This window comes from Pseudomonas sp. 8209, from assembly GCF_028682105.1.
GTDB lineage: Bacteria > Pseudomonadota > Gammaproteobacteria > Pseudomonadales > Pseudomonadaceae > Aquipseudomonas > Aquipseudomonas palmensis.
Map to the genome: position 1 here is coordinate 329064 of NZ_JANIAH010000003.1, position 13404 is coordinate 342467.

Sequence of the window (13404 nt, forward strand, 5' to 3'; positions counted from 1 at the left end):
TCCTACAGGTGCGCGCGACCCCGTAGGAGCCGGCCTTGCCGGCGAAGAGGGCGCAACTGCCAACACAACGCTGCGCCTCCTACATGCACCCCCACGCTTTACGCTATAATCCCGCCCTTTCGCTGCCACCCGCCCATGAGGCCGGGGCGCACATCTACAGATTTGAAGAGGCTAGACCCTTGGCATTGACGATTCTTGGCCTGTCCGGCGCCCTTAGCCATGATCCTTCCGCGGCCCTGTACATCGACGGCAAGCTGATTGCCGCCGCTGAAGAAGAGCGCTTCGTGCGCGACAAACATGCAAAGAACCGCATGCCCTACGAATCGGCGAAGTTCTGCCTCGAACAGGCCGGCATCAAGCCGTCCGATGTCGATGTGGTAGCGATTCCGTTCGCCCCCATCAGCCTGTTCGGCAAGGCCCGCTGGCACTACGCCAAGCGTTACTGGTACGCCCCGGATCGCGCCCTCGACGCGCTGCTGATGGGCAACCGTCGCTACAAGCGCTACCGCAACAAGATCGTCTGGTGCCTGGAACAACTGGGCTTCGATCCGAAAAAGATCAAGATCGAACCGGTCGAGCACCACCTGGCCCACGCCTCCAGCGCCTACCACTGCTCGGGTTTCAAGGAAAAGACCGCGATCCTGGGCATCGACGGCAAGGGCGAGTACGCCACCACGTTCTTCGGCTACGGCGAAAACGGCAAGATCCACAAGATCAAGGAATTCTTCGACCCGGACTCCCTCGGCGGCCTGTACGGCGCGATCACCGAGTTCCTGGGCTTCGAAATGCTCGACGGCGAGTTCAAGGTCATGGGCATGGCGCCGTATGGCGACGCCAGCAAGTATGACTTCTCGCGCCTGGCCAGCTTCGAAAACGGCGAGCTGGAGATCAACACCGACTACGCCAACGTCATCGGCCTGCGCCGCTATAAAGAGAAGGGCAAGGGTTTCTACTTCTCGCCCAAGCTGATCGAGTGGCTGGGCCCCAAGCGCGAAGGCGACATCGCCGACGAGCCGTACATCCACTATGCGGCCAGCATGCAGGCGCTGTTCGAGAAGCTCGCGCTGCAGATGATCGACTACTACCTGGGTGACGTGCTCAAGGAAACCGGCAAGCTGGCCTTTGCCGGCGGCTGCGCGCTGAACGTCAAGCTGAACCAGAAGATCATCGCCCGTCCCGACGTGAAGGAGCTGTTCGTGCAGCCCGCCTCGGGCGACGCCGGCACCGCAGTCGGTGCTGCCGCCTATGTGTCCCACGCCCGTGGCGTACCGGTCGAGAAGATGGAACACGTCTACCTCGGCCCGGCGTACAGCAACGAGGACGTGATCGCCGCCTGCGCCCGTCACGAACACAAGCCGACCTGGCGCAAGCTGGACAACATGCCCGAGCAGATCGCCCGGATCATGGTCGACGGCAACCCGGTGGCCTGGTTCCAGGGCCGCATGGAGTTCGGCCCGCGGGCCTTGGGCGGACGTTCGATCATCGGCTGCCCGAGCGTGCCGGGCGTGGCCGACCGCATCAACCACCAGATCAAGTTCCGCGAGCGCTGGAGGCCTTTCTGCCCGTCGATGCTCGACACCGTGGCGCCGCAGATGATCAAGATCGATCACCCGGCCCCGTTCATGACCTTCACCTTCGAAGTGGCTGAAGAGTGGAAGACCCGCGTGCCGGAAGTGGTCCACGAAGATGGCACCTCGCGGGCCCAGGTGCTCAAGCGCGAGTACAACCCGCGCTACTACGACATGATGAAGGCGCTGGAGACCCTGACCGGCAACGGCGTGTCGCTCAATACCTCGCTCAACCGTCGTGGCGAACCGATGATCTGCTCGCCGACCGATGCCCTGAACATGTTCTTCGGCTCGGACCTGCAGTACCTGATCATGGAAGACATCCTGGTGGTCAAGGACGGCGCGAAAGCTTATGACAGCGTTGGCTGAACGGCACGTCCTGCAGTTTTGCCACGGCTATGACGGGCCGTTTCTCGATTGCGCCCGTCAGTACGCCAGCCTGTTCGCGGGCAAGGGCTACCGCGTCACCACGGTGTTTCTCACCGGCGCCGCCGATCCGCAGGTGGCGGCGGGCTGTGCGAGCGATGAAGTGCTGTTTCTCGAGTTCAGCTCCAAGGCCATTCGTGGCTTGAAGCTGGGCGCGATTCGCGAACTGCGCCGCATTGCCGCGTCGCGCCGATTCAGCTTCTGCATCGCCCACCGCTTCAAGCCGATCTACATCGCCCTGCTGGCCACCCGCCTGCCGGTGATCGGCGTGCACCACGCCTTTGGCGACTACCAGCGGCGTACCCGCCAGCTGTTCGCCAACCTGTTCAGCAAACGCCTGAGCCTGCTCGGGGTGTCGGACGCGGTGCGCGACGACATGCGCCAGTGCCTGCCCAAGTGGCCGGCCGAGCGTATCCAGACGCTGTACAACCGCATCGACATCGACGCCCTGCAGGCCAGCCTGGTGCCCGCCGCGCAGGCGCGCCAGGCCCTGGGCCTGGATGCGAAGGCATGGATCGTCGGCAACGTCGGCCGCCTGCACCCGGACAAGGACCAGGCCACCTTGCTGCGCGGGTTTGCCCAGGCGCTGCCGGCACTGCCGGCAGGCGCCCGCCTGGCAGTGCTGGGCACCGGCCGCCTGGAGCACGCGCTCAAGGCGCAGGCCGAGGCGCTGGGGATTGCCGCACAGGTGGACTTTCTCGGCCAGGTACCGGATGCACGGCGCTATTTCAGTGCCTTCGACGTGTTTGCCCTGAGCTCGGACCACGAGCCTTTCGGCATGGTGCTGCTCGAAGCGATGGTGGCCGGCGTGCCGTTGCTGGCCACCGCCTGCGGTGGCGCCAAGGAAGTGGTCGAAGGTGTCGGCATCCTGTTCCCGCTCGGGGATGCCGAGCGTCTGGCGCAAGGCCTGCAACACCTGGCCGAGCTGGACCAGGCGCAACGCCAGGCCTGTGCCGAGCGCATGCTCGAGCGCCTGCGCGAACGCTTCTCCGACACGGCCGTGCGCGAGACTTTCTGGCACCTTCCCCAGGTTGTCGAACTGACGGGGCAGGCCTGATGCTCAATTATGTACAAGGCTGGCGTGAGCGCGGCTGGCGCGTGATCGATGCGCCGGCCTACGCCGACGCCTGGCAGCGCTTTGGCGGCAGTGTGGCGACCCACCCGCTGGTGCTCGCGCAACTGGCCGAGATGGCCGATATTCCGGTGCGTTACCTGGGCTGGTACCAGGGCGACCAACTGAAGGCGGCCATCCCCACCTGGGACCGCTACCTGGCACTGTCCAAGGACGTGCTCAAGCGCCGGGGCAAGAAGGGCCTGTTCGACCTGGGCAATGCCGAGCTGATTCTGCCGGCCGCTGCCGATGCACAGGCGCCGCTGCGCCATGCCGGGCGCTACCTGTCCGAGCTCAACCAGGGCCGTTTCAGCGGCCTCAAGGCGCAGCCCGAAGCCCTGGCCATGGCACGCCAGCCCGAAGAACTGTCGAAGAAGTTTCGCTACAACCAGCGCCGCGAACTGCGCTTGCTGGAAGAAGCGGGCGGGCAGGTGCGGGCCATCACCGAGTTCACCAGTACCGAGATCGCGTCGATGTATTGCGACCTGTTCCAGCGCCGCTGGGGCTTTGCGGCCACCGGTGCCGAGCGCATGGCCGAGATGGTCGAACGCCTGCGCGCGTTGCTGATCGGCTCGGTGCTGTTTCTGGAAGACAAGCCGATCGCGATCCAGCTGGTGTACCGCGTCGAGGCTCCCGAGTGGGTCAGCGTCGAGTACGTCAACGGCGGCGTCGACCCCGAGACGCGTGCGTTCAGCCCGGGCAGCGTGCTGAGCTTTCTCAACACCCAGAGCGCCTGGGAAGCCGCGCGTGCGCTGAACAAGCCGCTGCGGTTCTCCTTCGGCCGCGCCGATCGCGAGTACAAGGACCGATGGTGCAACCCCGTGCCGGTGTTTCAGGTGTGAGCCGCAAGCAGCAGTTGCTCAGGCGCCATCGGCAGCGCAAGCGCATGACGCTGGTCATTTTGCTGGTCATTCTGCTGGCCAGTGCCTGGCTCGCCTGGTGGCTGCCGCTGGTGCTCGGCGTACTGGCCTGGTCCGCTCACGAGGCCTGGTTCAGCGACCATCTGTTCTATGCGCCGGCCAGTGATTACGACTATCTCATCGACAGCGACCAATCCTACCCCCTGCGCCTGACGCAAGGTCGATTGGGTGTGCCGGCCGGGTGCAGCCTCGAGGAGGGTGACACGCTGCTGCTCAAGGTCTGTCTGCGCGCTTCGCTGTTCGGGCGGCTGTTTGACCCGGCGGTGAGGATCGAAGGCGGCACATCCGATACACAGGTGTTCGAGCGCGGTGTGAAGGGGGTGCGTTACCTGAACCTGACCGGGCAGCACACCGCCCTTGTGGAGGGGCGACTACGTCTGCGCGGCCAGTACTGTCGGCTGGATGAACAGGTCGAGCTGTTGGTGTGCCGACATCCGGATTACCTCGCCGGGCCGTTGCTGGTGATCGCCCCGCATGCCGATGATGCCGAGCTGGCAGCCTTCGGCGCTTATGCCCAGGCCCGGGAAAGCTGGATCGTCACACTCACGGCCGGTGAAATCGAAACCGAACACTACCGGGCCATGGGCCTGGATGCAGTCGCCGCAGCTCGCCTCAAAGGCCAGTTGCGCAGCTGGGACAGCATCGCCGTGCCGCTGTGGGCCGGTGTACCGGCCGAGCGCTGCGTGCAGCTTGGCTATTTCTGCATGCAACTGGCGGCCATGCAGGCTGAGCCACTGATGGCGCAGGGGTCGCGCGAGGCGGACATGCTCGACACGCGCCTGTTCCGGCGTTTCAACCGTGTCGGCCTGGCCAGCGACGTCGATGGCGTCCCCTCCTGGCGCAACCTGGTGCAGGACCTGTGTGAACTGATCGAGCGTATTCGCCCGCAGACCATCGTGCTGCCTGAGCCGTTGCTCGATCCCCACCCCGATCATGTGTGCGCCCGCAACGCAGTGCTAGAGGCCCTTGCGCTGACGCACCATCAGCCGCGGACGCTGCTGCACTACGCCAATCACCTGCATGACAACGACCGTTGGCCAATGGGGGATGCGGGCAGCGGAGTGGCGCTGCCGCCCCACTTCCAGGGGCAGGTGGCGATGCGCCCCTGGGTGCTGGCGTTGAGCGAGGAAAAGCAATGGCACAAGGCTATGTCTTTGGGCATGATGCACGACCTGCAGCCCGGAACCCCCTTCAAGCGTCGCCTGCGCCGCTTTTTGCAGCGCGTCCTGGCAGGGCGGCGTTGGCCGACCACTGGTGAAAACGAGTTTTTCCGCAAGGCCGTGCGCCGGCACGAGCTGTTCTGGGTCGGTGCCGAAACCGACAAGAGAGAGCAACAGTGAAAGTCCTATTTCTGGTTCAGAAAGAGCAACGGGCCATTCTGGATCGCTTGTATGAAGGCGTAGGTGCAGCCTGCGACTGTGATATCCGTTGGCTGACCGACGCCGAGCAGGACAATCTGCGCGCTTATTTCAAGCAGCACGTCAATGTCGAACAGTACGACCGGATCGTGTTTTTCCTGCGCTTCAAGAAAGAGATACGTCAGGTCGGCTTTATCCGCACCGTGCCCAATCTGGTCATTCTCGAGCACGACGCTTATCAGAACTACATCCCGTGCAAGTACACGGGCAAGTTCAGCAAGCACTACCAGCAGATACCTTGGGCGCGGGTGATCACCTCGGGGGCGGTGGTAAGCCGGCGCCTGCGTGACGAGGGCTTCGACGCGGTGTTCGTGCCCAAAGGCTACGATCAGGCGCTGCTGCGCAATGAAGGGCGCGAGCGCGACATCGAACTGGCCTTCGTCGGCAGCCTTCGCAGCGTGGCCTACTCCGGGCGCAAGGCAATGCTCGACTCGCTCGCGAGTGTCGAGAACCTTGTCGTCACGCGCACCAAATCGGGTGAGGAGTACAGCCAGACCCTCAGCCGCATCCGCTTTTTCGTCAGTGCCGATGTCGGCATGGGCGAGTACATGATCAAGAATTTCGAAGCGATGGCCTGTGGCTGCGTCTTGTTTGCCTATGACCAGGGCGACGAGGAAAACCAGGCTCTGGGTTTTGTCGATATGCACAACATCGTGCTGTATCGCGACTTGGCAGAGCTGCGAGCCAAATTGAAACAGCTGCGTGAGCAGCCCGAGCTGGCCGACGAGATCTCCCGTCGCGGGCAGCAGTTGGCCGAGACGCGTTATACGTTTCACGCCTTGGGCAAGACCATTGTCGAGACCATGCGTGCGCCGCTGCGTGCGCATGCCCAGCCTGGCTGGTGGGCACGGCTGCGCAACGCGGTAGGCCGTTAAGGCCGTTCATCTGTCACTTATCGAGGAAGCAACATGCTCTTCAGCGAAAGCAGCGAAATCACCCTGATGGTGACCAGTTGCGGCCGGTTCGATCTACTCAAGCGCACGCTGGAAAGCTTCGACCGATTCAATACGGCGCCCATCCGGGAAGTTTTCATCACCGAAGACTCCGGTGACGAGGCAGTACGCGATTGCGTCCCTGTGCACTGGCGCGAGCACACCACCTGCATTGTCAACAACCCCAAGCTGGGCCAGTTGCGCTCGATCGATGCTGCCTACGCGCAGATCAAGACACGCTGGGTGTTCCATTGCGAGGACGACTGGGACTTCTATCGCCCAGGCTTCATCGAAGACTCCCAGGTGCTGCTGGAGGCCGACCCGCAGGCCTTGCAGGTGTGGTTGCGCAGCTTCAACCACGACCTGCAGGTGCACAGCCCTTACGTATTCCTCAACGAGCGCCAGGTGCTTCAGGGCATCGCGTTCTACCAGTTGGGCTCGCACAAGCCGGATTGGCAGGGTTTTTCCTTTAACCCCGGGTTGCGCCGCCTGGCCGACTATCAGCAGCACGCGCCGTATGCCGGGCACAGCGGTGAAAAGAGCCTTTCGCGTCTGTATGCCAGCGAAAACCGCTATGCATTGATACTGGAAAATGATGCCGTGCTGCACACGGGTTTCGGCGGACATGTCGAGTTGCCCCAGGAGAAACAGAACAAGTTGCGCCGTAAACAAAGGGATCGCTTCAAGCTGATTGGAGCGCTGGTAGTTGGAATGGTAATAGGCTGGATGTTGAATGTTATTTAGTGAGGTCCATTTGGAAAACAGCAACAGCCGTCGCTACTTTGGCGCGGCCATCATTCTGTTTCTGCTCAGCTTCATCCTGATGGACTCGTCCAAGTGGACGAACAACATCTTCTACGCGTTTATTGCTTTGCCCGGGTTGGTGTTTCTGCTCAAGGAACGGGGCGTCGGGCTGTTTCAGCACGGCCTGACCTGGGCCTGGCTGGCGTTCATGCTGTGGTTCCTCGTGCCTGCCGCCATTGCCGGCAATGGGCAGTTCTACAAGCACATCCTGTATGTCTGCGTGTTTGTGTTTGTGGTTGCCGGGCTGACGAGTCCGCAATTTTTCCGCTCGTCCGCGTTCACCCGCGCGCAGTTCTGGATCATTTTCGCCTACATCTTTGGCTACGCTACCTATGCCTACGCCACAGGCATCTTCCCCTTTGGCGAGCGTGTACGCTTGTTGCCTTCGCGCATGGAGAACATTATCTATGCCAGCATCTGGTTGCTCTGCGCCTTGGCGCTGGCCCTGCCTGCATGGGTCAGGGAGCGGCGCTGGATCGAGGCGATTGCTGCAGTGGCGCTGTCGCTGTTTGCGGTGGCGTTTGTGTTGCAAACACGTACCGCGCTGGTTGGCGCTGCCTTTCTGCTGGGCGTCTGGGCGCTGTACGGCATCCTGCGGTTCCCCAGGATTGGTTTGATCTGCGTGTCGGCGGCCGCTGCAGCCATGCTTCTGGTCTTGTGGCTGGTGCATGAGCAGCATTGGTTCCTGTCGCTGTTCGAGCGTGGCGATTCGTACCGTGTCGAACTGTTCCATATCATGGTCGGGGAATGGCGCAATTGTGGTTGGGCGCTAGGGTGCGGGGTCGACTTCAAGACCGCCAAGACCCTTCAGGACGGCCTGCCTATCCAGCACCCGCACAACGTCTTCGTGGCGATGGGGCTGTATACCGGCGGTGTCTCGCTGGTGTTGCTGCTGGCGGTGATGGGCGCGACCCTGTGGCAGGCCTGGCGCAACCGGGATCCATGGGGCATGTACCTGGCGTGCGCGCTGGTTATGCTCAACTTCGACGGCAGCAAGCTGATAGGCAACCCTGACGAACTCTGGCCACTCGTGCTGCTGCCTGCGGCGCTGGTGCTGGGGCGCGTGGCGCAGCGTCCGAGGCGCGTGCGTCTGTGATCCAGTCGACCACCTTCGGGTGGTCGATTTGTTTCAGGCCAGTGCGGCGCTCAGTTCGGCGGCGCTGCAGGTGTGCTGGTGGGCAAGGTAGGCGCTGCTGAAGGCATCGCCACCGTTGTCCAGCAACCAGGCCCGGTCCTGCGGGTAGCGCAGCATGTGCTTGAAGTTGCGCAGGCGTAGACGCTTGGTCAGCGCCTGGCGGTAGATGCGCAGGTCGGCAATATCGATCAGGCCCAGTTCGCCTTCCGGTGTGAGCACCACGTTGCCCAGGTGCGCAGAACGGAAGTAGACGCCTTTCTCGTGCAGTTGCGCGATGAATGCACCCAATTGCGCGCGCCGTCGGTCATCACTGAGCGGGTCCTCGAGCAACTGGCGCAGGGTTTGCCCCGGCAGGGGGTCGTAATGCACGGCATCCCGGGCGATTTCGGCTATTCGATACACCTGGCGCACACGCGGGCAGGGGATGCCACGTTCGGCCAGGGTGCGGCAGTTATCGGCAAAACGCTTGGCGTAGGGGTACCACGCCGCGGACGTGATCAGGCGCTTGCGGCGGAACAGCTTCAGCATCGAGCCGTCGCCCAGACGCAGCACCTTGTCTCCCGTACCGTCAGCCTCCAGGACTTGGGCGCCTTCGCGCAGGGCAAGGTAACGGGCATGTTCAAGGGCTTGCATCGATACTCCGGTGTCTGGGGCCTGAGGCTTGTTTGGCCGGCTATATTACCCCAGCACCGAGTGGCGAAAACCGCTTGTGATACAATCCCGCTTCTTTTTGATACGACGGATTCTCATGACCGCCCCTGAATCGTCCGCGCCTTCGAGCTTGAAAATCTATTTTCGACTGCTCGGTTACGTGAAGCCCTACGTGGGCATGTTCCTGGTGAGTATCCTCGGCTTCGTGATATTCGCCTCGACCCAGCCCATGCTGGCAGGCATCCTCAAGTATTTCGTCGATGGCCTGAGCAACCCCGAAGCGGTGCTGTTCCCCACCGTGCCTTACTTGCGCGACCTCCAATTGTTGCAGGCTGTGCCGCTGCTGATCGTGCTGATCGCCGCGTGGCAGGGCCTGGGCTCGTTTCTGGGCAACTATTTCCTGGCCAAGGTTTCCCTGGGTCTGGTGCACGACCTGCGGGTCGAGTTGTTCAACAAGCTGCTGGTACTGCCCAACCGCTATTTCGACAGCCACAACTCCGGACACCTGATTTCGCGCATCACCTTCAATGTGACCATGGTCACCGGCGCCGCCACCGATGCAATCAAGGTGGTGATCCGCGAAGGCCTGACCGTGGTGTTCCTGTTCGGCTATCTACTGTGGATGAACTGGAAGCTGACCATCGTGATGCTGGCGATTCTGCCGCTGATCGCCTTCATGGTCAGCAGTTCGAGCAAGAAATTCCGCAAGCAGAGCAAGAAGATCCAGGTGGCCATGGGTGACGTGACGCATGTCGCGTCCGAAACCATCCAGGGCTATCGCGTGGTGCGCAGCTTCGGGGGCGAGAACTACGAAGAGCAGCGCTTCAACAACGCCAGCCAGAGCAACACCGAGAAGCAGCTGCGCATGACCAAGACCAGCGCGGTATACACACCGATGCTGCAATTGGTGATCTACTCGGCCATGGCCGTGCTGATGTTCCTGGTGCTGTACCTGCGCGGCGACTCCACCGCCGGCGACCTGGTGGCCTACATCACCGCGGCCGGTCTGCTGCCCAAGCCGATCCGCCAGCTGTCGGAAGTCAGCTCGACCATCCAGAAGGGTGTGTCGGGGGCCGAGAGCATCTTCGAGCAGCTGGATGTGGAGCCGGAAGTCGACCACGGTACCGTCGAGCGCGACCGGGTTACCGGGCGCCTGGATGTCCGCCACCTGAGCTTCACCTACCCGGGTAGCGAGCGCCGCGTGCTCGATGACATCAGCTTCACCGCCGAGCCGGGTCAGATGGTGGCGCTGGTTGGGCGTTCGGGCAGCGGCAAGTCGACCCTGGCCAGCCTGATACCGCGTTTCTATCCGCATGCCGAGGGCGAGATCCTGCTCGATGGCGTGGAGGTGGAGCAGTACCGCCTGCGTAACCTGCGTCGGCACATTGCCCAGGTGACCCAGCATGTGACCCTGTTCAACGACACCGTGGCCAACAACATCGCCTACGGTGACCTGGCTGGTGCGCCGCGCGAGCAGATCGAGGCTGCGGCAGCCGACGCGTATGCCAAGGAGTTCATCGATCAGTTGCCTCAAGGGCTGGACACCGAGGTCGGCGAGAACGGCGTGCTGCTGTCCGGCGGCCAGCGCCAGCGTCTGGCGATCGCCAGGGCCCTGCTCAAGAATGCACCGCTGCTGATTCTGGACGAGGCCACCTCGGCCCTCGACACCGAGTCGGAGCGGCACATCCAGGCCGCCCTGGACCAGGTGATGAAAGGCCGTACCACCCTGGTGATCGCGCACCGCCTGTCGACCATCGAGAAGGCCGACCTGATCCTGGTGATGGATCAGGGGCGCATCGTCGAGCGTGGCACGCATGGCCAGTTGCTGGCCGAAAACGGCTATTACGCGCGCCTGCACGCCATGGGCCTGGATGAGCCGGCCAAGGCCGACATCACCTGAGTCACCCTGCCAGGGCGCGTTCTGCGCCCTGGTTGTCACAGCAGGTTACCGGCGCCGAACAGGCCGGTGCCAGGGCTGTGCTAATATCCCGCCCCTGTTCATTTTGTCTATATGGGTTGCCCATGAAGTTGTCCATGCCGCGTTTCGATCAAGCTCCGGTACTGGTGGTCGGGGATGTCATGCTCGACCGCTACTGGCATGGCGGTACCTCTCGCATTTCACCTGAAGCCCCGGTACCGGTGGTCAAGGTCGAGCAGATCGAGGACCGTCCGGGTGGTGCGGCCAACGTTGCGCTGAACATTGCCGCGCTGGGTGCGCCGGCCTCGCTGGTGGGCGTCACCGGCCAGGACGAGGCCGCCGACAGTCTGGCCAACAGCCTGCAGGCAGCGGGGGTTCGTTCGATCTTCCAGCGCATCGCCCATCAGCCGACCATCGTCAAGCTGCGGGTCATGAGCCGTCACCAGCAATTGCTGCGCATCGATTTCGAAGAACCCTTTGCCACCGACCCGCTGTCGCTGGGCGCCGAAGTCGACGCCCTGCTCGAAGGGGTGAAGGTGCTGGTGCTGTCCGACTACGGCAAAGGCGCATTGAAGAACCACCAGAGCCTGATTCAGGCCGCGCGAGCCAAGGGCATTCCGGTGCTGGCCGACCCCAAGGGCAAGGATTTCTCGATCTACCGCGGCGCCAGCGTCATCACGCCGAATCTGGGCGAGTTCGAGGCCATCGTCGGGCATTGCGCCGACGAGACCGAACTGGTCAGCAAGGGCGGCGAGCTGATGCGCGAGCTGGAACTGGGCGCCTTGCTGGTGACCCGAGGCGAGCACGGCATGACCTTGCTGCGCCCGGGCCATCCGGCCATGCACCTTCCGGCACGGGCGCGTGAAGTGTTCGATGTGACCGGTGCCGGCGATACCGTGATCTCCACCCTGGCGGCGGCGATCGCCGCCGGTGAGGAGCTGCCCCATGCGGTCGGTCTGGCCAACCTGGCCGCCGGCATCGTGGTCGGCAAGCTGGGTACGGCGGCCATCAGCGCGCCGGAACTGCGCCGCGCCATCCAGCGCGAAGAAGGCTCCGAGCGCGGGGTGCTGAGCCTTGAGCAGTTGCTGCTGGCCATCGACGATGCGCGGGCGCACAACGAGAAGATCGTGTTCACCAATGGCTGCTTCGACATTCTGCATGCCGGGCACGTGACCTACCTGGAGCAGGCGCGTGCGCAGGGCGACAGGTTGATCGTGGCGGTCAATGACGATGCTTCGGTCAGTCGCCTGAAGGGGCCGGGTCGGCCGATCAACAGTGTCGACCGGCGCATGGCGGTGCTGGCGGGGCTGGGGGCAGTGGACTGGGTCATCAGCTTCTCCGAAGGCACCCCGGAAAACCTGCTTGCCGAGGTCAAGCCCGACGTGCTGGTCAAGGGTGGCGACTACGGCATCGATCAGGTGGTGGGCGCCGATATCGTCAAGGCCTATGGCGGTACGGTGAAGGTGCTGGGGCTGGTGGAAAACAGCTCGACCACGGCGATCGTGGAGAAAATCCGCAAGAACTGAGTGGTTTGACCCGCGATTAGGGCCTGCAAAAACGTCCTACTTCTGCAAAGCCAGCCCCAACAGCTGGCGGGCCTTGCCCGTCAGCCTTTTAAGTTTCGAGTCCGGCCTGGGCGCCACCAGCCCCTGCTGCCTCAGCCAGTCCTTCCAGCGAATCCGCTCTTCACGCACCAGCCAGCCATCCTGGCGGGCAAAGCTTTCGGCCAGGTAGATACCACGTGTACTCGCCGGCACCAATCGGTCCTTCTTCAGGGTGTACAGCTCGGCCTGCGGCTGTCCGTCTTCCAGCGGCATCAGGTACAAGTCTGGCCGGCTGCGGTTGAGGCGTGCCACCAGTTGGTCGCCCTCAAGGCGCTCGTCCACATGGAACAGGCTCAATGATTTGGCTTCCCTGGGCACTTGCAGGCGCAGGTCATAAATCAGTTGCAGTGACGCCGTGGGCAGGTGGACATAGGCTCGCGGTCGCTCGATCAGCGGCTGGTTGCCACAGCGCACCGGTCGCGCGGCCCCCGAGTGAGGGGTCAGCACGAAGGGCATCGCTTCACGGTAATGCAGCGCGTCGGCGTACGGCGCCGGCAACCAGGTGTCGTTGAAACGCCCGCCAAGCCAGCCTTCCGGGGTCTCCAGCAGGCATTCCTCGGCCACTTCCTGCACGGCCGTGTGCAAGGGCAGGTTCAGCTCCTGAGCGGGCACGTAACCGGAGATCAGCTTGAGCACCACATCACCGCGGTCCTGGCGGCGCTGGCGCACCAGTACCCAGTAGTCGCGGTTCTGCCACTGCAGGGTGAGGCGCACCGAAACGCCCAGGTTGGCCAGCTCCACGGCGAAACGCTCGGGGTCGGCCACCTGGATTGCCTTGCGCCGCTGCAGGGTCTGGGCAAAGTTCAGCGGCATGCCGATGCTCTGGTAGCTCAGGCCCTCGGGGCCGGCTTCCACATGCAGGGGCAGGGTCTTGAAGTTGCTGGGGTTCTTGCGGATCAGCGTGCGCGGCATCTCGG

11 protein-coding genes are annotated in these 13404 nt (G+C 63.3%); 9 read left to right on the plus strand and 2 right to left on the minus strand.

The genetic code is table 11. From position 1 onward, the window contains the following. Window positions 1-179: 179 nt before the first annotated feature. The 7 genes from NP552_RS08260 to NP552_RS08290 are packed head-to-tail and all read left to right on the plus strand — an operon-like array spanning window position 180 to window position 8275. Window positions 180-1937, plus strand: coding sequence for a carbamoyltransferase family protein (locus NP552_RS08260; protein ID WP_043863582.1), 1758 nt, complete (start codon window positions 180-182; stop codon window positions 1935-1937). After that, window positions 1921-3051 (plus strand): glycosyltransferase, encoded by a 1131-nt coding sequence (locus tag NP552_RS08265; RefSeq protein WP_054915750.1) that lies wholly within the window; start codon window positions 1921-1923, stop codon window positions 3049-3051. The genes NP552_RS08260 and NP552_RS08265 overlap by 17 nt, the downstream gene beginning before the upstream one ends. Further along, complete coding sequence (locus tag NP552_RS08270; protein ID WP_100632913.1) at window positions 3051-3947, plus strand: antimicrobial resistance protein Mig-14; 897 nt, start codon at window positions 3051-3053, stop codon at window positions 3945-3947. The genes NP552_RS08265 and NP552_RS08270 overlap by 1 nt, the downstream gene beginning before the upstream one ends. Then, window positions 3944-5365 carry a PIG-L deacetylase family protein gene (locus tag NP552_RS08275; protein ID WP_274096658.1) on the plus strand — a complete coding sequence of 474 codons (1422 nt, stop codon included), beginning with the start codon at window positions 3944-3946 and terminating at the stop codon, window positions 5363-5365. Before NP552_RS08270 ends, NP552_RS08275 begins: the two co-directional genes overlap by 4 nt. Beyond that, the gene (locus NP552_RS08280) at window positions 5362-6318 is read left to right on the plus strand and encodes a glycosyltransferase family protein (protein ID WP_043863578.1); all 957 of its coding nucleotides are present in this window, start codon (window positions 5362-5364) and stop codon (window positions 6316-6318) included. The genes NP552_RS08275 and NP552_RS08280 overlap by 4 nt, the downstream gene beginning before the upstream one ends. 33 nt (window positions 6319-6351) lie before the next feature. Beyond that, window positions 6352-7119 (plus strand): glycosyltransferase family 2 protein, encoded by a 768-nt coding sequence (locus tag NP552_RS08285; protein WP_043863577.1) that lies wholly within the window; start codon window positions 6352-6354, stop codon window positions 7117-7119. Then, complete coding sequence (locus NP552_RS08290) at window positions 7109-8275, plus strand: hypothetical protein (RefSeq protein ID WP_054915746.1); 1167 nt, start codon at window positions 7109-7111, stop codon at window positions 8273-8275. The genes NP552_RS08285 and NP552_RS08290 overlap by 11 nt, the downstream gene beginning before the upstream one ends. Window positions 8276-8308: 33 nt before the next feature. Here NP552_RS08290 and NP552_RS08295 read toward each other — a convergent pair whose 3' ends face one another. Continuing rightward, complete coding sequence (locus tag NP552_RS08295; protein WP_043863575.1) at window positions 8309-8947, minus strand: phosphotransferase; 639 nt, start codon at window positions 8945-8947, stop codon at window positions 8309-8311. A 115-nt stretch (window positions 8948-9062) separates the two neighbouring features. On the opposite strand from NP552_RS08295, the gene msbA reads away from it, so the two are divergent. Both msbA and hldE read left to right on the plus strand, forming a co-directional pair. Next, complete coding sequence (gene msbA, locus NP552_RS08300) at window positions 9063-10865, plus strand: lipid A export permease/ATP-binding protein MsbA (protein WP_043863574.1); 1803 nt, start codon at window positions 9063-9065, stop codon at window positions 10863-10865. Between the two features lie 122 nt (window positions 10866-10987). Then, window positions 10988-12409 carry a bifunctional D-glycero-beta-D-manno-heptose-7-phosphate kinase/D-glycero-beta-D-manno-heptose 1-phosphate adenylyltransferase HldE gene (hldE, locus tag NP552_RS08305; protein ID WP_043863573.1) on the plus strand — a complete coding sequence of 474 codons (1422 nt, stop codon included), beginning with the start codon at window positions 10988-10990 and terminating at the stop codon, window positions 12407-12409. Window positions 12410-12445: 36 nt separating this feature from the next. Here the strand turns inward: hldE and NP552_RS08310 are convergent, their stop codons facing one another. Continuing rightward, on the minus strand, window positions 12446-13399 hold the full coding sequence (locus NP552_RS08310; RefSeq protein WP_043863572.1) for a hypothetical protein: 954 nt from the start codon (window positions 13397-13399) through the stop codon (window positions 12446-12448). Between the last annotated feature and the right edge of the window lie 5 nt (window positions 13400-13404).